A 19,044-nucleotide genomic window follows, 5' to 3' on the forward strand; every position below is an offset into this window, starting at 1 on the left:
CAACGGAGCTCCTCAGCTGGAGCAGCGGTCCAGTACGGCACGCACGATTTCGTACCCCCACACCAAGGACAATTCGCATCAAAGGCGGCAGGATTGATTTGTCCGGGGTCAATCGGACTCCCGGCTGGACGGCTACCGGCCCGCCACGAGGAGGAGCGAGTCGCGCGGCGGTTTACGCAGGACGTTCCGGGACGGCGGCCCTCGTAAGTGCCACCGCCGTGGCCGCCTTCCGACCGTTCGGGCATTCATTTTCTGATTCCAATGGCGTTTTTCGGCCAGTCCGCACCTTGAGCGGACCAGCTCCAGAACGGACGGCGCCCGGGGCTCGATGCCGGCATCTCCTGCCCCCGGCGATGCCAACGATTCCCGGGCGTCGTCATCAGCTTCCCGCATACTGCACTGCACCAAGGGCGCCCGTCGATCCCACCCGCCCCAAAGCCACAGCTCAGACCAGGTCGGCGTCCGATCACGCGGGTGAGGTTCGCACTTCACGAACGCGGCTGGGTCCCTGAGCGCGATGGCCCGGTTTGACGAGGCCCAAGAACGAAGGATTTTGGCCGCTCTGACGACCAGAATCCTTCATTCTTGCTGACCGCCAAGTGGGCCCAGCGCGAATTTTGTGGCTCTTGTTGCGAATTGGTGGCACTGCGCTGCATCGGCCTTCCAGAGCCCAGAGGACTGCCCACTCGTTCCCGCGTCAGGCGCGGTTCGCCTCCGGCGCCGGGGCGTCGTCGTCGCGTGCCCTTGGGCTGGGTACGCCAGCCTGGGGCTGGGCAGCGGCGATCGCAGCCGTGGCGTCGTAACGCGCCAGCGCCGGCACCGCGGCGGTAGCCAGGAGCACACCGCCGATGCAGGCCAGGCCACCGCTGACGACGGAGAACGTCGGGGAGACGAGCGCGGCGGCGGTGCCCGCCTCCAGGTCGCCGATGCGGGGGCCACCGCTGACGACGACGAGGAAGACACCCTGTAGCCGCCCGCGCATGGCGTCCGGGGTGGCGACGTTGAGGATCGCGTTGCGGAACACGGCGCTGACCAGGTCAGCCATGCCGGCGACCGCCAGCAGCCCGACCGCGGCGACGACATTGTGGACGAGCCCGAACACGGCGATCGCCCCGCCCCAGACCACGATCGCCACCACCACCGCCAGCCCCTGGCGGCGGACCCGCCCGAGCGGACCGGAGAGCGCGGCGCCGAGCAGCGACCCGGCGGCAACGGAGGAGTACAGCAGGCCCGCGGTGGCGCTCCCGCCGCCGAACTGGGTGCTGGCCAGCTCGGGGAACAGCGCGCGCGGCATCCCGAACACCATGGCGATGATGTCGACGACGAACGTCATCATCACCACCGGTTGGCCGCGCAGGAACCGCAGTCCCTCACCGACACTGGCCACCCGCCGGCCTCCCGCCGGCAGCTCGGACGCGGGTGCGGCCCCGGACGCGGATGGGCCCGCGGAAGCTGCCCCCGCCGCCGGTGCACCCGCGGCCGGTGCACCGGCGGCAGCCGCCGTGGCGGACGCGGCAAGCGCCGGCGCGGGGGGCATCGGTGGCAGCCGAAACAGGCCGTACAGGGCGGTGCTGAAGCTGGCCAGGTCGAGGGCGTAGGCGAGGGGGTAGCCGCCGAGCGCGACGCTGGTTCCCGCGATCAGTGGACCGACGGTCATCGCGGTCGTGAAGCCGATCTGGGTCAGCGCGGTGGCTGCCGGCAGATCGCCCAGCGCCACCAGGTTCGGCGTCATCGCGCGCCGCGCCGGCCCGTCCACCGCCGCGAACGCGGACTGGACCGCGACCAGCAGGAGCAACGGCCAGACCACACCGAGACCGGCTGCGAGACCACCGCCACCCGCCTCGCCGCCACCGCCGCTGCCGCTGCCGCCGTCACCGCCGGCGCCGTGTTCGAACAGCGAGAACAGCACCAGCCCGCCGGAGACGGCCGCCAGCCCGGTGGACGTCACCAGCGCGAGGCGGCGCCGGTCGACGCTGTCCGCGATGGCACCGCCGATCAGCCCGAGGCCGACCAGTGGCAGCAGCGCGACCAGGCTCACCACCCCGACCAGGAACGACGACCGGGTGAGGTCGTAGACCTGCACCGCGACGGCCGTCGCGGTGATCTGGGTGCCGATCGTCGAGACGGACTCACCCACCCACAGCCGGCGGAAGGCCGGGTAGGTCCGCAGCGGGGTGAGGTCCGCCAGCAGACCACGAACGGCACGTCCCGGGCCACGCCGACTGGTCGAGGTGGTGCCGCGCCGACTGGTCGAGGTGGTGCCACGCCGCCCGGTCAAGGCGCGGCCGAGCCGACGAGCTCGAAGGCGCGCCACATCGAGGCGTAGCGGCCGTCGGCCTCGAGCAGCTCGTCGTGGGAGCCGATCTCGGCGACGGCACCGCGGTCGAGCACGACGATCCGGTCGGCGGTTCGGGCTGTCTGCAGGCGGTGCGCGATGACGATCGTGGTGCGGCTGCGCGCGACGCGCTGCATGGCGGTCGTGACCCGGTGCTCGGTGGCCAGGTCCAGGTTCGAGGTGGCCTCGTCCAGCAGGAGCAGCACCGGGTCGACGAGCTCGGCCCGCGCGAGCGCGAGGAGCTGACGCTGCCCGGACGACAGCGAGCGGCCCCGCTCGGCCACCTCGTGGTCGTAGCCACCGGGCAGGGTGACGATGAGCTCGTGCGCGCCGACCGCACGCGCCGCCGCCTCCACCTCGGCGTCGCTCGCCTCGGGACGTCCGTAGGCGATGTTGTCGCGGATGGACCCGCTGAACAGGAACGCCTCCTGGGGCACGTACCCGAGCCAGCGGCGGAACGTGCCGAGGTCGAGGGTCCGCAGGTCGAGCCCGTCGAGCCGCACCGCACCCTCGTCGGGGTCGTAGAAGCGGGCGATCAGCTTGAGGACGGTCGACTTCCCGGCGCCGGTCTCCCCGACCAGCGCCACCGTCTCGCCGGGGGCGACCCGCAGGTCCATCCCGCGCAGCGCCTCGGGCGGCCGGGTGGGTGCGGCGGTCTCCAGCCGTGCGAACCGCGGGTCGGCGGGGCCCACCGCCAGCCGCGCGGCCTTCCGCTCGGCCTTCCGCGCCCGCGCCCGCGCTGACGGCGACGCCGACGCCGACGCCGATGTCTCCGATGACGTCGACGTCGACGTCGCGTCGGCCTTCGCCGTGGGTGCCGCCGGGTAGGCGAAGCGCAGTCCGTCCAGGGTCAGCTCGCCGCGCGGACGTCCCGGCGGGTCCACCGGATGGCGCGGTTCGGGGGTGAGCGTCCGCAGCCGCATGAGCTCGGCGATGCGCGCCACCGACACCCGGGTCTGCTGCCAGGCGTCGAAGACCTGGGACAGTTGCTGGATCGGCGAGAAGAACATGTCGATGTAGAGGATGAAGGCGATCAGCGCGCCGACGCTGAGCTGCCCGTTCGCGATCAGCGCGGACCCGACCCCCAGCACGATCGCATCCGCGAGCGCCGACAGGAACTGGACGAACGGGAAGTAGATCGCGACCAGCCGCTGCGCTCCCAGCCGGGCCCGCAGGTAGTCGCGGCCCAGCCCGTGGAAATGCTCGATGGTCGCGGTCTCGTGCACGAACGACTGCGCCTCGCGGATACCGGAGAGGCTCTCCTGGAAATCCGCGTTGACGACGGCGATCCGCTCCCGGGCGACGTCGTAGAGCGCCGCTGCCCGCCGGCGGAAGACCACGGTCGCCGCGGCCAGCGGGACGATGACGAGCAGCGTCAGCCCGCCGAGCTCCGGGTCGATGCTCAGCAGCGCCGCCCCGACGCCCCCGAAGGTCACCACCGAGACCAGCGCGGCCAGCAGGCCGTTCTCGATCAGCGACTCGAACTGGTCGACGTCCGTGGTCATCCTCGTCATGACCCGGCCGGACATCTCACGCTCGTAGTAGTCGAGGGAGAGCCGCTGCAGCTGGGCGAAGATGCGGATCCGCAGCGACAGCATGATGCGTTCGGCCGCCCGGCCGGTGACGAACGTCTCGGCGATCTGGTCCAGCAGGTCCGCCAGCGTCACCAGCAGGAAGACCGCCGACGCGGCCCACAGCACGGCGGACGAGCCTTCCGCGACACCGCTGTCGACACCGGTCTTGACCAGCACCGGCCCGGCGAGGCCGGCGGCGGCGTCCCCGATCACCAGCAGCAGGCCGAGCAGCAGCGGGCGGCGGAACCGGCGCAGCAGCCGGAGCAGGCTGAACTCCGGGTCGGGCTGGCTCTCCACCGCGAGGTCGACGGTGGCGACGTCGCGCACCGGTGGCAGCGCGGCCACCCGGGCCAGCAGCTCCGGTGTCGGCGTCAGGTTCATCCGCCACCCGCCGCCGCCACCGAGGCCGGCGCCGAGGCTGGGCGCCCCCACGGCCACCCCCGCGGCTGCCGGCCGGCGCGGGCGGCCACCGACCCGTGCCACGCCCGCTCCGGCACCCGCGTTCTCGGTTTCGCCCGCGTTCCCGATCCCGCTCTCGGTCTCGGTCTCGGTCTCGGTCTCGCCCACGCTCCCGGTCTCGCCCTCGCTCCCGTTCTCGGTCCCGGACCCGTTCCCGCTCCTGGACCTGTTCCCGGGAACGGGTCCGGATCCGGGCCCGGGCCCGTTCCCGGACCGGTTCTCGTCGAGGAGGGTGGCGAGGGCCTCGACGCGGTCACCGAGCTCGTCGGCCAGCTCGGCGTCGAGCCCGGCCAGCAGAGCCCGGTAGGTGCCACTGCGTTCCTGCAGCTCGTCGTGGGTGCCCGACTCGACCACCCGGCCGCCGTCGATCACCACGATCCGGTCGGCCAGATGCAACGTCGAGACACGGTGCGCGATGAGGATCGTGGTGCGGCCGGGCAGCAGCTCGCGCAACGCGCCGTGGATGCGCTCCTCGGTGTGCGCGTCGACAGCGCTGGTCGCGTCGTCGAGGACCAGCACCCGGGGGTCGGTGAGCAGCGCGCGGGCCAGCGCGATCCGCTGGCGCTGGCCGCCGGACAACGACAGCCCCCGCTCACCGACGACCGTGTCATAGCCGCGGGGCAGGCCGACGATGAAGTCGTGCGCGGCCGCGGCCCGGGCCGCCGCCTCCACCTCGGCCTCGCTCGCGTCGGGACGTCCGAAGGCGATGTTCTCCCGCACCGACACCGAGAACAGGAAGCTCTCCTCGAACGCGACCCCGACCTGGGAGCGCAGCGACCGCAGCCGCACCGACCGCAGGTCGTGGCCATCGACCGTCACCCGGCCGGCGTCGGGGTCGTGGAAGCGGCTCAGCAGCGCCGCCACCGTCGACTTGCCGCTGCCGCTGGACCCGATGATCGCCACCCGCTCCCCCGCGGCGATCCGCAGATCGAAACCGCGCAGGATCGGCACGTCCGCCCGGTAGGCGAACTCGACCCCCTCGAAGGCGATCTCGCCGCGCAGCGGGCCGAGATCGACCGCGTCCGGGGCGTCGGCGATGGTCGGGGTGAGGCGCAGCAGCTGGAAGATCCGCTCGACGCCGGCCCTGGCCTGCTGGCCGACGGTGAGCACACCCGCGAGCTGGCGCGCCGGGGCGGCGAACTGGCCGACGTACGTCGAGAACGCCAGGAAGGTGCCGATGGTCAGGTGCCCGTTCAGCGCCATCCAGCCGCCGACCGCGAGGATCGCGACCTGAGCGAACGACGGGACGGCCTCCAGCAGCGGCTGGTAGCGGGCCCGCAGCCGCACCGCGCGCATCCGCGAGCCGTACAGATCACCGGCCGCGTCGACGATCCGGTCCAGCTCGCGGCGCTCCTGGCCGAACGCCTTGACCACCCGGACCCCGTTGACGTCCTCGTCGACGATCTGCGCGACGCCGCCCTCGCGCTGCTGGGCATCCCAGGTGGCGGGGAACACGCGGGAGCGCAGCCGGTAGGACAGAGCGAACAGGGTCGGGACGACGGCGAGACTGATGAGCGCGAGCGGGGGCGAGAGGAAGATCATGATGATCAGCGTCGCGATCAGCATGAGCACGTTGCCCATCATGATCGGCAACAGGCTCAGCAGCCCCTGCACCAGCGCCGAGTCCGAGTTCGCGCGGGCCACCAGCTGGCCCGTCGGCAGCCGGGCGAGATTGTCCTGGTCCAGGGTCTGCAGGTGGTCGTGCATGGCGTTGCGCAGGTCGAACTGCACGCCGAGGGCGACCCGACCACCCCGGTAGCGACGAACATAGGCGAAGCCGAACGCGCCCGCCGCCGCGGCGAGCAGAAGCAACAGCCAAGGCCACAGCGGGGACGTCCGCGCCACGATCACGTCGTCGACGATGTGCCGTGCGATCAGCGGGACGACGGCCTGGCAGGCACTTCCCAGCAGCGCCGCCGCCCAGGCCAGGGCGAGGTCGCGGCGATGCAGCAGCAGGAAGCCCCACAGGCCACGCAGCCAGCCGGGGGCGGCGGCCGCAGCTGCCCCGGTCGGGTGAGCGCCCGGCACATCCCTGGCAGCGGTCATCGTCACTCGCTCCGCCTGGGCCGCTCTGCCTGTTCCGAGCACCCCGGCTGCTCCGACTGCTCCGGCTGCACCGCCCGCTCCGAGCACCCCGACCGCTCTGCCCGCTCTGCCCGGTTGCCCGCCGCGCGTTCGCCCATGAGCTCCTCCACCGCGGTGCCCAGCTGGCAGAGCACCGCCACCGCCCCGGCCGGGTCGGCGGTGCGCGCGATGATCTCCTGCAGACGCATGGCCATCGCCCGCTCGGCCGCGTCGAACACGGCCCTGCCCTCGTCGGTCAGAGCCAGCGCGACAGCCCGCCGGTCCTCGTCGACGCTGCCGCGGCTGAGCAGGCCCCGCTGGCGCAGCGACTCGACCGCCGCGCTCACCGCCGGCTTGCCGAGCGCCAGCCGGTGCGCAATGCGGGACGCCCGCTCGTCCCCCGCCGCGATCTGGGCGAGCACGCGGTACTGGGCGAGGCTCAGTCCGTCCAGGGAGCGTTCAAGGACCCTCGACAGCCGGGCGACCGCCCGGACACTGTCGACGGGAATGTCATAACCCACCCCACGACCGTAGCAAGTGGTTCGAGCCTCGAACTAGTAGAGCGTGGCGGATGTCTCCTGACCGTCGACGTCGTCAGCCGCCTCGGCAGCGGCCGCGCCAGCCGCCTCGACCCCGAGGATGCCGCGGGTCACCTGCAGGAGAAGGGCGGTCAGCGTCTCGTCGTCGATGCCCGCCACAAGCGGATGGGAGACCCCGCCACCGAGCGCGGCGGAGAGCATCGCCACACGCACCCGTGTCTCCTGCTCGGGCGCCACCTCGCCGATCAACAACCGGTAGATCCGCTCGATCAGATGCTGGAACGGCGGATGAGATCCGAGGAAGCGAACCATCACCGGATCACTGCGGAGCACGCTGGTCTCCCGGCGCCGCCGGACCGCGGTGTCGACAACCTTGGCGAGCAGGACGTCCCGGGCGCGGTCGCGGCGCGGCTCGGCCTCGGCGGCCTCCACCGCCTCCACCAGCTCGGCGAGCCCCAGCTCGGCCACCGCCAGGACGATCTCCTCCTTCGTCCGGAACTGGTGGTACACGGCCGCCTTGGTCACACCGATGGCGCTCGCGATCATCTGCAGCGACGTACCGCTCACGCCGTGGGTCGCGAAGAGCTCCAGGGCCGCGGTCAGGACCCGGGTCTGGGCGGCGCTCCAGCCCGCAGCCGGAGTGCGACTGCCCTCCGACGGCCCGGGGGTGGACATACCCGCAGGATACCGGGCTGCGATCGAGTGTCACCCGAACCGGGCGCCGCCACCGTGGCAGGTGGGGGCGGCGTCGCAGGGACGTCACATCGGCAGACGGCGGACGGCGGACGATCCGCTGACCTCGCATTTCCCGCGCTAGCCAAAAACCGGCCGACACGCAAGAGACTCAACGTCGAAAAGCGTTCGGATGGCACTTTTCGGCCGGTACCGCAACACCCTTCTTGCGCCGGATAGCCGATCGGCTATCCTATATTTCACTGACGCTTCGATCATTCACTCACCAGCACACCGGCGACCAGGTCGGGTCTCGCCGGGCGGTACTCCTGGGCGCCTTTCCGCCGCGCTCCGGCGTCCTTCGATGCTGTTTTCCACCGGCCCACCACGGCCCACAGCACATCATTTACCCAGCCTTCCTTCTGCGCGCGCGCCAGACATCTCGACGAGTCCGCATGCACCCCCGCCCACCGGTCACCCTGCGGTACCGGACGGCGGCCCCGCACCCAGATACTCCCGGTCGCCGGGAAAACCTCAGGAGGCGCTATGAACCCGATCCCCGCACTGGCCCGCCGATTAGCCGTCCCGTTGGCCGCGATCTGCCTGGCCGCCGCGTGCACGAACTCCGGCGGCGGCACCGACGGCCAGACCGGCCCTCCCCCCGCCCCACCCGGAACCGTTCCCGGAGTGACCTCCGGTGAGATCCGCTTCGCCGTTCTCGCCACCGGTTCCAACAACCCCATCGGAACCTGCATCATGGAGTGCCTCACCCAGGGCATCGAGGACTACTTCGCGTTCCGGAACAGCACGGGCGGGGCACACGGCCGGAAGCTGGTCGTCACCACCCGGGTCGACGACCAGCTGGGCAAGAACAAGGAAGGAGCCCTGCAGATAATCTCCGCGAACGACACGTTCGCCACGTTCGGCGCCGCCCAGCTCCCGACCGGCTGGGACGATCTCTACAAGGCCGGGATCCCGCAGTACGTCTGGGCCATCCAGTCGGAGGCGATGAACGGCAAGGACTCGATCTTCGGCAACATCGCGCCGACCTGCCTGGACTGCACGATCAGGAGCTTCGCGTACGTCGCGGAGAAGAAGAAGGCGACCAGGATCGCCGCACTCGGCTACAACGTCCCCGGTGCGCCGAAGAAATGCGTCGGCACCATCACGGACACCATCAGGCTCTATTCCGGGGAGACCGGGCAGCAGATCGTCTACTCCAACGACAACATGACGTACGGCCTGCCCAACGGGGTCGGGCCGGAGGTGTCGGCGATGCGCGCCGCAGGGGTGGACATGGTCATCGGGTGCTTCGACCTCAACGGCATGAAGACGCTGGCCCAGGAGATGGAGCGTCAAGGCCTGGCCGACGTCCCGATGTACCACCTGAACACCTACGACCACGCCTTCGTGGCCGCGGCGGGCGACCTGTTCGAGGGTGATGTCGTCACCGTTCTCTTCCGCCCCTTCGAGGCCACTTCCAAGAGCGGTGGAATTGCCGAGTACCTCCGGTGGACCAGCCGGGGCGGACACCAGCCCACCGAGGCCGGCATGAACGGATGGATCAACGCCGACCTCGCCTACCAGGGGCTGCTCGCCGCCGGGCCGAATTTCGACCGGAAGTCCGTCGTGGCGGCGACGAACAGGATGACCGACTACGACGCCGGCGGCCTGGTCAACCCCATCGACTGGTCGCGGCAGCACGAATGGCCGACCCAGGACGATCCCGCCACCCACGGCTACCGGCAGGAATGTTATGCGTTCGTCGAGATACGGAACGGAAAGTTCCAGATCTTCGGCGGCACCGCTGAAAAGCCCTTCGTCTGCTGGCAGAACAAGGACCGGTCCTGGTCCGAGCCGACGCCAACCAGCTTCGGCTGAGCACTGGCCAGACGCCGCGGAACGAGGCCAGGCGTCACCAGGCGGAGCTGCCTGGCCTCGACACCGCGCGAATGGGCCCGGTGCCCGTCTCGCGCCCATCTCGCGCCCATCTCGTGTCCGTCTCGGGTCCGTCTCGGGTCCGTCTGGCCGACCGGTCCACCTGATCGCAGACGCAGGACGAGTCCACTCTCAGGGTTTCCACATTCTGCTCGCGTCTCACGCAGACGAACGCATGGTGCCGTGATCGCATGCGGAGACACACTCCACTCAGTGATCACGGGCCGACGAGCGCAGCGCCGCACCACCGAGCGGCGGGAGCCCGCTGATGGCGCGGCACCGGAGCTTCAGCCGGCGGGCTCGCCTCGGGGCCGCCGGGCTGGTCGGCCTGATCGGCCTGACGGTGACGGCGGCCACCGGATTAGCAGCTCGTTCGTCGGACGCCGTGGCCGGCGCGCAGGCCGCGAGCGGCACGCTTTCCGCGGTCAATGCGGCGAGCACGACCGAGCGGCCGAACTTCGTCCTCATCCTCGCCGACGACCTCGACCAGACGACGTCGCCGTACTGGGACGCGATGCCGCACACCGCGGCCCTGATCCGGGACTCCGGGCTGACCTTCACCGACAGTTTCGCCCCGACCCCGATCTGCTGCCCGGCCCGCGGCACGATCCTGACCGGCAAGTACGGCCACAACACCGGAGTCCTCACGAACGCCGGTGACAGCGGCGGCTGGGCCACCTTCGCCGCGAACGGCAACGAAGAGCACACCTTCGCGAAGTACCTCAGCGACGCCGGCTACCGCACGGGCCTCGCCGGCAAGTACATGAACGGAATCGAGGACGCGCCCGACCACATTCCACCCGGCTGGTCCGAGTGGTACGGCAGCGTCGACAACAACTTCTACACCGGCTACAACTACACGCTGAACGAGAACGGCACCCTCGTGCAGTACGGAGGGACCGAGGACCCGGCGAACTACTCCACCGACGTGGTCGCCGCGAAATCCACCGACTTCATCCGTCGCGCGGCCGCCGACGACACCCCGTTCTTCTGGTATGCGGCCTCGACCGCTCCGCACCTGCCGCTGCCCCCCGCCCCGCGGCACGCGGACAATCCGTACGCCGACGACAGCGCCCCGCGGACACCGAACTTCAACGAGGCCGACGTCTCCGACAAGCCATGGTGGCTGCAGGAGAGCGCCCAGCTGCGCTCCGCCCGGGTGGCCGCGACCAACGACGCGGACTACCAGGACCGGATGGGCTCCCTGTACGCGCTCGACGAGATGGTCGCCGGCATCGTCGAGACCCTGCGGGACACCGGCGAGCTGGACAACACCTACCTGATCTTCACCTCCGACAACGGCTACAACCTCGGCTCCCACCGGCTGACCCAGAAGATGGCCCCCTACGAGGAGTCGCTGCGGGTTCCGCTGGTCGTCGCGGGGCCCGGCGTCGAGAAGGGCACCGACGGCCACATGGTCGCCCAGATCGACCTGGCGCCCACCTTCCTCGACCTGGCCGGTGTGCCGATCCCCGCGGACGTCGACGGCCAGTCGCTGGCACCGCTGCTGCGCGGGCAGACCCCGGCCTCCTGGCGCACGGACCTGCTCGGGCAGTACGCCGGCCCGGGTGTCGACGGGCAGGACGGAGTCGCCCAGGAAGCGGTCGAGAACGTGACCGGAGTGTTCCTCGACATTCCGCCGTGGAGCGCGATCCGGACCGAGGACCACCTGTACGTCCGCTGGTACGACGCCGACCGCAATCCGGGCGTCCACCAGCGCGAGCTCTACGACCTGAACGCCGACCCGTACGAGCTCACGAACCTGCTGGCCACACCGCAGGGCAGGGCCACGAACGCGGCCCTCGTCGCGCAGCTGGACGCCCGCCTGGACGCCCTCGCCACCTGCACCGGAGCCTCCTGCCGAACCTGACCCCTGACCCACCACCCGCCGAACCAGCCCCGTGTTCGGAGCGAGGGGCTCGCCCGCTGGCCGGACGGACGTCCCGTGCCCGGCCAGCGGGCCATCGAGCGGGCCGACGCCGGTTCGCCGGCCTCGGACCGCAGACCTCGGATCGCGGATCTCGGATCGCGGATCTCGGATCTCGGATCTCGGATCTCGGGAGTATCAGATCTCAGCCCTCAGGCCTCAGGCCTCAGCCGCGGCTCAGGCCGCGGGCTCAGGGATCAGGTAGACGCCTGGTCGCTGTCCCGCATCGCCCCCCAGCCGTGCCAGCGCTCGATCTCGATCCAGGCGCTGACGCGGGCGCGGACCCGGTCCGGATAGGGCTTGCCGGTGTAGTGGCGGGAGATGCGGTCGATGTCGACCAGGCCCTCGTCGTCCTGCATCGCGGTGACGCGGCCGATCAGCGTCACATGCGTGTACCAGTCGTCGGTGGCGAGGGCGGTAAGGGTGACACGAGGGTCACGGCGCAGGTGTTGCAGGCGCACCCGGCCCTCGTCCAGACTGATCAGTACCTGGCCGTCGTCCCACAGGTACCAGGTGGGGGTGGAGACCGGCGTGCCGTCCGCACGCAGCGTCGCCATCACGCACGGGTTCGGTCGGCGCAGCAGCTCGACGGCCTCGGGCGGCAGCGGCGGCTTTGACATCGGGTTCCTCCCGGTTTCTGGCGGACGAATTCGGTGTCGAGATGAGAAGTCGGTGTCGAGGTGAGCCGAGCGTCAGCCCGGTGCTTCAGGCCGGGGAAAGCCGAAGGTACCTAAGCTGAGGTCGACGCCCGGCGCCAGCTCGGGGCCACCACCTCAGCCAAGCAGTTTGAGCAGCTCGGCAGCCACCGGAGCCGACGATGCCGGGTTCTGGCCGGTGACGACGTTGCGGTCGACTTCGACATGCGGTGCCCAGGGCTCACCCACCTCGACCTTCAGGCCCGCCTCGGTCAGGCGGTCCTGAAGCAGCCAACGGGCCTTCTCGGCAAAGCCCGCCAACCGCTCCTCCGCGTTGGTGAACCCGGTGATGCGATAGCCGGCGTACGCGTTGGCACCATCCGGCCCGACCGCGGCCAGCAGCGCGGCCGGGCCGTGGCACACCACGCCCACCGGCAGGCCACGTTGCAGTGCCTGGGCCAGGATGCGACCGGAGTCGGCGTCGACCGCCAGGTCCTCCATCGGCCCGTGGCCACCGGGGACGTACACGGCGTCGTACTCGTCGAGACGCACGTCGGCGAGCGCCACCGGGGCGCGGAACTCGGCGGCCTCGCCCAGCGCCTTCTCCAGCTTCGCCGCCGCCTCGGGGCCGCCTGCGGCATCCGGCGCGAGACTGGCGGGATCGACGGGCGGGACCACGCCGCCAGGTGTCGCCACGGTGATCTCGTGGCCGGCGGACCTGAACTCCGCGTAGGGGATCAGGGCCTCCTCGGCCCAGAAGCCGGTGCGGTGCGCCGTCCCGTCGGCCAGCGTCCATCGGTCGGAGCCGGTCACCACAAAGAGGATCTTCACCATGGGACGTTCCTACCCCACGTTGCGCGCCCTGCCCCCTCGACCCGCCCCAACCACCGGCCATCTTCTGCGTCTTACCGAACGAAACGACCAGATTCGATCGAAACAGAGCCTTCGCAGACTGGCGCCAGTCAAGATCGCCGGCCGATGGGTAGGGGGTTCGCGCTCCACGAACGTCGCCGTACCTCCGAGAGCCCGAGAGCCCGGCAGCACGGTTTGGCGAGTCGCAAAAGCGAAGGATTTCGGTTGTTCCGACGACCAAAATCCTTCTTTCTTGCGGGTCGCCAGGCGAATTCGCGCCCCTTTTGCCCCGCTTGAGGTGAACTGTCTGCACTGCGCGGCAGCGCGGGATCCTCGGCGGGTGGCCATGCGTGTGTGGTCTGCCCGAATTGCTGGCGCCATGCGTCAGCATGAGATCCCCGGCGAGCCGAAGTACGGCGGGTGGGCACGGCCAGCCAGGTCACTATCGTTACGCCCAAATCCGCCGATTCTCGGGATTTCGCTACACGCCCAGTCGGCCACCAGAAACACGAAAAGATAAATCATTTGAACTTCTAGCAAGAATCCCCTGCCGATATTCCATCGCCAATGACCCTATGATGCGGTGCTATGACCTTCATGCCCGCAAGGCGAAGCTGGACTTCGGGATTATTCATTTCATTTATCGCAGGCCTCCTTTCGGTGGGGCTTTCCCTGGCGACGGCCGTGCCCGCCACCGCCACGACCACGACCACGACCGCCACGACCGCCACATCCACCGAGCCGCTGTTCATCGGCTGGTCGGGCCTGCTGCCGCCGCTACCAGCCGCCTACTCCCCCGCGCAGGCGCAGCAGTGTGCCGACGGGGCCCCGGAGTGCGCCGACGCGACGATCGCTCAGATGCAGAGCCGCTTCGCGCCGCTCGCGGCGAGCTGCGACCACAACGCGGTGTTCGCCCTGACCTATCTGCGGACCACCGAGGAGTACCGGCGCACGGCCGCCCAGCCCGGCTTCTTCGCGGACGTCGCCTACGTCAACACCGAGGACGCCGTCTTCGCCGCGTACTACTTCCATGCCTACGACGCCTGGCTCGCCGGCGACGGCGGCGGTGTCTCCCCCGCCTGGCAGATCGCCTTCGACGCGGCGGCCGGCCGTCAGCTCGCCGGCGCCGGGAACATCCTGCTCGGGATGAACGCGCACGTGAACCGGGACCTGCCGCTGGTGCTCGCCTCGCTGGGGCTGGTGACGGCGGGCGGCCAGAGCCGCAAGGCGGACCACGACAAGGTCAACGTCATGCTCAACCGGGTGATCGACCCCCTGCTGCGGGAAGCCGCGGATCGGTTCGATCCCTCCATCGACGACATCGCGAGCCCGCTGGGCCTGTCCTACACGGTGCTCATGCAGATTCTCGTGGCCTGGCGTGAGACAGCCTGGCGCAATGCCGAACGCCTGGTGAACGCACCCACCGCCGAGGCCCGCGCACAGATCCAGCGCGAGATCGAGACGACCGCCGCAGCGACCGCGACCGTCCTGCGCACCGCCTACGCCGTGCCCCGCCTGCTGCCGCTGGGCCAGAACAGGGATACCTACTGCGCGGCGCGTTCGGCGAGATCCTGATCGCCGAGGGGGCCCGATGATCTCGTCAGCATCTGATGCCGTCCCGCTTCCTGACCGGGGTCAGGACGCCCTCCGGTTACTCGACACACTCGGCGAGGTCGTGTTCCAGACCGACGCCGAGGGCCGTTGGACCTACCTCAACCGGGCGTGGACACGGCTGACCGGCTTCGAGATCGGTCCCAGCCTCGGATCACGCTTCCTGGACTATGTCCACCCCGACGAGCTGCAGCACACGATCGCGCTGTTCATGGCGGTGGTGGCCGGCGGCGCCGACCACTGCCACCACGAGACCCGGTACCGCACCCGGGACGGCAGCTACCGCCGGGTCCAGATCCGGGCGATGGTCATCCGGGACGACGCCGGCGAGGTGGTCGGCAACACGGGCACGATCCTCGACGTCACCGCCTCCCGCCACGGCACGGAGACGATCGGTGAACACGCCGCGCTGCTGGAGCTGGTATCAGCGCAGGCCCCCGGTGGGGACCTGCCGGTCGGCGTCGCCCTGTACGGCGGCGCCGACCGGCGGCTGCGGCGCGCCTCACCGGTCATCGACCGGATCGCGGGCAGGCCGCAGCGCATCGGCACGCCGCTCGCGCACCTGGTGGAGCTGCTACGGCCGGTCGACCCACGGCAGCGGTCGCTCGGTGGCCCCTGGGGCCTGATCTCAACCGCGATCACGACCCGTCAGGCACAGACCGGCGACATCGACATCACCGTCGGCAACGGCCCCGTCCTGTCCCTGCGGGTGTCGGTGATCCCTTATGCGCAGGACGGCGACGACCTGCTCGCGCTCGTACTCGCCGACGTCACCGACCTGCGCCGGGCCGAGCGCCGCCAGGCGGGCCTCGCGCGGCTCGGCGACCATGCCGTGTCCGGCCACGACGTCGACAGCCTGGTGGCCGAGGCGACGGCGCTGGTCACCTCGACACTGGACGCGACCGAATGCGAGCTCATCCGCCTCGACGACGGCGGCATGCCGACCGGAACCGAGGCGGGAACAGGTGCGGGGCCCGGTACGAGTCCAGTCGCTGGGCCGGGTACGGCGCCGGCTGCAGATGCGGCGCCAGGTGCGGCTACGGCGCCAGGTGCAGGTACGGGGAGAGGTGCAGGTACGGCGCCAGGTGCAGGTGCGGAACCGGGCCTGGCCGTGGAATCAGGCGGGGGCAGGGGCGCGGGCCCCGGCGCAGGCGCGGCGGCGGTGAGCGCCCGGCTCGCGGAGACCCGCTACGCATCGCACAGCGACAGCGATCTGACCATCCTCACCGTACGGATCGGCAGCCGCTGGTCGCCGTATGGCCTCCTGGCAATCGCCCGATCGCCGCAGTCCCGTCGCTTCACCGAGGACGAGACCACGTTCGTCCAGTCCGTCGCGCACGTTCTCACCGCCGCGATCGAGCGGGAGCGCGCGGAACACGAGCTGCGCCGGCTCTACGAGCGGGCGGAACGCGGCAACGCCTGGCTCGCGGCCAGCGCTCGGATGACGGCCGCCGTCCTCGTGGCCCCGGACCAGGTGACCGCCTTCGACACGGTCGCCGCCCTGGCCCGCCAGATGGCCGGCGTCGACCTCGCCACGGTCGCGGTTCCCGACGAGAACGGCAACCTGGTGGTGACGACGGCTGACATCGCCGCCGGCCTCCCGGTCGGGCCCGAAGCACTCCGTGGCCTGACGATCCGGCTCTCCGACGAGCGCGCCCTGGACGAACTGGCCCGCGGCGCAATGGTCATCCTCGACCATCTCGATCTCCGCGGCAGCCGGCTCACCCCCGTCCCGGACCTGCCCTTCGCCACCGCGCTCGTCGTCCCCATGCGCATCACCGGCAACGCCCCGGCCACGCTCATCCTCTGCAACCGCGCCGGCCTCGAGCACCACCAGCCCCGCGACCACGACCTGGTACAGGCGTTCGCCAACGACGCCTCGCTCGCCCTCGAACTCGTCCACGCCCAGCAGGAGCGAGCCCGCCTCGCGGTCTTCAAGGACCGCGACCGCATCGCCCGTGACCTGCACGACCAGGTCATCCAGCGGCTGTTCGCGGTCGGCCTGCAGCTGCAGTCGCTCATCCGTCTCATCGGCGACCTGGCCGCGGCCCGCCTGACCGCCGCCACCAACGCCCTCGACCAGACCATCGACGACATCCGCCGCACGATCTTCAACCTCCAGACCGGCTAGCCGGGGAGGCACCCATCGGGCGGGGCCAGACCTCCCGCGGGCATGGAACGTCTCGTCCGACCGCCAATCGGGAGCGGCGTCGTAGAAGCTTTTCGCGAGTGGCTGTCCTCCAGCAGCACCCGTCCGGTCTCTGAGAAGACAGAGCCAGGTGAAGGAGGACACCGGTGAGCGACGAAACAGGGGAAGTCGGGATCGAGCGCATGCCAGGCGTGTCGTTCGGCGGCGGGCATGCGCCGGCGGCAGGCCGGCCGCGTCAGGTCACCGCGGGCCGGGCCGGATCGGCTGGATGAGCGTCGGGAGCGAGTTCGGGCGGCTGCCGATGACGCTCGCCGGCCGGCCGCCGGCGGAACCACTGTCAGCGCCGCCGTCCGACCACAGCGCTGGGCCGTCATCCGGGCAGGCGGACGAGCCGCCGTCCGGGCAGGCATCGGATGTCGATGAGATCGACTGGCGAGCGCAGGCACCGGCCACACCACCCACGAGCAGCTCGACGTTCGAGCAGTACGTCCGGTTGAACGCCACGGCCTTGCTGCGCACGTCGATGTTCCTCACCGGCGACCGGCACGCCGGCGAGGACCTCCTGCAGGACGTGCTGGAACGGGTCTACAGCCGGTGGCGACGGATCGACGACCCCGACCGCTACATACGCCGGGCCCTGGTGAACGGTGCGTCGAGGCGATCGCGCCGCCGGCGGCGGGTTCGTGAGGAGCAACTCGACGGCCTGTCGGGGACCGGCCGCGACATCGACGTCAGTCAGCTCGGGATGACCGATCGGGTGGCGGTCCGCGAGCAGTTGCTGGCGGTGCTGCGCACGCTGCCCATCCAACAGCGCGCGGTACTCACGCTGCGCTATTTCGACGACCTGCCCGATCCGGAGGTCGCGGCACTTGTCGGGTGTTCTCCGGGGACCGTCAAGACCCACACCGCCCGCGGCCTGGCCCGGATGCGGGCGGCACTCGCCACAGCGCAGGACGCGCCGCGCCCGCGCGCGGCATCTCCGCAGGCGCCTGGGCAGCCCGGGCAACCCCCATCGCGAGGAGTTCAGGCATGACCATGACGGATGCGCAGACTCCACCGCCCGAGCCGGCCGGCCCGGGCGGGGTCGCGCACAGCAGCACAGACATCGACGACCGAGCCCGCGCGACGTTCACCCTGGCGGCGGAGGGAGTCACCGCCGACCCGTACCTTTTTGATCGGATAGCGGCCCGGCGCCGGCGGCATCGGCGTCGCCTCGTCGCGGCGTCGAGTGCGGCATGTTCGCTGGCACTGGCCGGCGGGCTGCTGCTCGCGCTGCCGCCGGGCGGTGGCAGCGGGCACTCGGTGGTCCCCGCCGGCACGAGTGCCCCGGCCCACCCGCCGGTCGTCGAGGTCTCCCCGATCGACGTGTACGGGATGAAGGTCACCCGGCTACCGGCCGGCTTCGAGTCGGCAGGCATCCGGGTCAGCGATGGCTACTGGTATTCCCTCACGATCCCGGCGAAGCAGGGCCAGGTAGCGATCACTGCCGGATTCACCGGCAAGAGCGCGCCCGCCTCGACCGAGCCGGACGCCGGCTACCACGTGACCGTCCTGCCTGGGGCCCCCTCTGATCTGGAAGCTCTCCTCGATCCCAAGGAGGAGGTGATGGACCTGGCCGCCTACGGCGGGCGGACTGCCGAGCGCACCACCGTCAACGGTGCCCCCGCCGTTCTGATGACCGAGTCATTGCCCGACAACAACCAGGCCACCCGCCCGATCTACTCGTTGTGGTGGGCGACGCCGCAGGGAATGGTGGGGGTTGGCGGTACGCCGGACGTGAACACGGTCCGCGCCATCGCCGAGGGAATCGAGGCTGGTCCGGCACCGGCGGGCCCGGCGGATCCCGCCGCGGCGACCACGCAGGTGCTGGCGGCGGTCGTCACGGCGTTCTCGGAGGACACCCCGCCCGCCGACCGGGCTGCCGCGGTTGAGGATGGCGAGTCCCTGCTGGGGCACGGTGATGCCTTCGAGATGAAGTATCCGGAAGAGGACAGCCTCCATCCGATCAGGGTGGCGGAGGTGTCGTTGGTCCGATTCCTCAGCCCCGTTCAGGCGGTGGTCGCGTTCCAGCGGGCTACCGAGGACCGGCCCGGCGAGCTCAGCAGCGGTGACGCCACGGTCCGCTTCGACGGCGCGCGCTGGACGGTGGAACGAGAGTCGTTCTGCGTGTACACCCGGGACCCGACAGCCTGCCGCGCCGGCTAGCCGTGTCGTCCGCAGGCGCGTGCGAGGAGGCAGCTGCTCGACCTTGTTCCGACCACTCGGAATGACCGCGTTCGTTCGGCGCCT

The 19,044-nt window shown here is 70.8% G+C and carries 13 protein-coding genes; 7 read left to right on the plus strand and 6 right to left on the minus strand.

Annotated features, from left to right (window positions below; genetic code table 11):
* Positions 1-697 precede the first annotated feature (697 nt).
* From ACG83_RS37595 to ACG83_RS37610, 4 genes are read right to left on the minus strand one after another with little or no spacing between them, the layout of a single operon-like run.
* A complete protein-coding gene (locus ACG83_RS37595; protein WP_200931444.1) occupies positions 698-2,278 on the minus strand; it encodes an MFS transporter in 1,581 nt (526 codons plus the stop codon).
* Positions 2,275-6,414 (minus strand): ABC transporter ATP-binding protein, encoded by a 4,140-nt coding sequence (locus ACG83_RS37600; RefSeq protein WP_054571031.1) that lies wholly within the window; start codon positions 6,412-6,414, stop codon positions 2,275-2,277. Before ACG83_RS37600 ends, ACG83_RS37595 begins: the two co-directional genes overlap by 4 nt.
* A 2-nt stretch (positions 6,415-6,416) precedes the next feature.
* Positions 6,417-6,953, minus strand: coding sequence for a MarR family winged helix-turn-helix transcriptional regulator (locus ACG83_RS37605; protein ID WP_054571032.1), 537 nt, complete (start codon positions 6,951-6,953; stop codon positions 6,417-6,419).
* Positions 6,954-6,986: 33 nt separating this feature from the next.
* A complete protein-coding gene (locus ACG83_RS37610) occupies positions 6,987-7,646 on the minus strand; it encodes a TetR/AcrR family transcriptional regulator (RefSeq protein ID WP_235498433.1) in 660 nt (219 codons plus the stop codon).
* 543 nt (positions 7,647-8,189) lie between these two features.
* Here ACG83_RS37610 and ACG83_RS37615 point away from each other — a divergent pair.
* Positions 8,190-9,524: an ABC transporter substrate-binding protein gene (locus tag ACG83_RS37615; RefSeq protein WP_054571033.1), complete on the plus strand. Its 1,335-nt coding sequence runs from the start codon at positions 8,190-8,192 to the stop codon at positions 9,522-9,524.
* Between the two features lie 325 nt (positions 9,525-9,849).
* Positions 9,850-11,451, plus strand: a complete 1,602-nt coding sequence (locus ACG83_RS37620) for a sulfatase (RefSeq protein WP_054571034.1) — start codon at positions 9,850-9,852, stop codon at positions 11,449-11,451.
* 254 nt (positions 11,452-11,705) lie between these two features.
* On the opposite strand, the gene ACG83_RS37625 is transcribed toward ACG83_RS37620, so the two are convergent.
* Positions 11,706-12,128 (minus strand): PPOX class F420-dependent oxidoreductase, encoded by a 423-nt coding sequence (locus ACG83_RS37625; RefSeq protein WP_054571035.1) that lies wholly within the window; start codon positions 12,126-12,128, stop codon positions 11,706-11,708.
* 153 nt (positions 12,129-12,281) lie between these two features.
* A complete protein-coding gene (locus ACG83_RS37630) occupies positions 12,282-12,977 on the minus strand; it encodes a type 1 glutamine amidotransferase domain-containing protein (RefSeq protein WP_054571036.1) in 696 nt (231 codons plus the stop codon).
* A 678-nt stretch (positions 12,978-13,655) separates the two neighbouring features.
* Here ACG83_RS37630 and ACG83_RS37635 point away from each other — a divergent pair.
* The 5 genes from ACG83_RS37635 (at position 13,656) to ACG83_RS37650 (ending at position 18,960) form a co-directional block, all read left to right on the plus strand.
* On the plus strand, positions 13,656-14,570 hold the full coding sequence (locus tag ACG83_RS37635; RefSeq protein WP_063793339.1) for a DUF5995 family protein: 915 nt from the start codon (positions 13,656-13,658) through the stop codon (positions 14,568-14,570).
* Between the two features lie 16 nt (positions 14,571-14,586).
* Entirely contained in the window at positions 14,587-16,737 is a 2,151-nt protein-coding gene (locus tag ACG83_RS37640; protein ID WP_054571038.1) for a PAS domain-containing protein, read from the plus strand.
* Positions 16,738-16,901: 164 nt separating this feature from the next.
* Positions 16,902-17,027 carry a hypothetical protein gene (locus ACG83_RS47685; protein WP_255354831.1) on the plus strand — a complete coding sequence of 42 codons (126 nt, stop codon included), beginning with the start codon at positions 16,902-16,904 and terminating at the stop codon, positions 17,025-17,027.
* Positions 17,024-17,788, plus strand: a complete 765-nt coding sequence (locus ACG83_RS37645) for a SigE family RNA polymerase sigma factor (protein WP_235498434.1) — start codon at positions 17,024-17,026, stop codon at positions 17,786-17,788. Before ACG83_RS47685 ends, ACG83_RS37645 begins: the two co-directional genes overlap by 4 nt.
* Complete coding sequence (locus ACG83_RS37650) at positions 17,785-18,960, plus strand: hypothetical protein (protein WP_054571039.1); 1,176 nt, start codon at positions 17,785-17,787, stop codon at positions 18,958-18,960. The genes ACG83_RS37645 and ACG83_RS37650 overlap by 4 nt, the downstream gene beginning before the upstream one ends.
* Positions 18,961-19,044: the final 84 nt, after the last annotated feature.

The organism is Frankia sp. R43 (genome assembly GCF_001306465.1).
Taxonomy (GTDB): Bacteria; Actinomycetota; Actinomycetes; order Frankiales; family Frankiaceae; genus Parafrankia; species Parafrankia irregularis.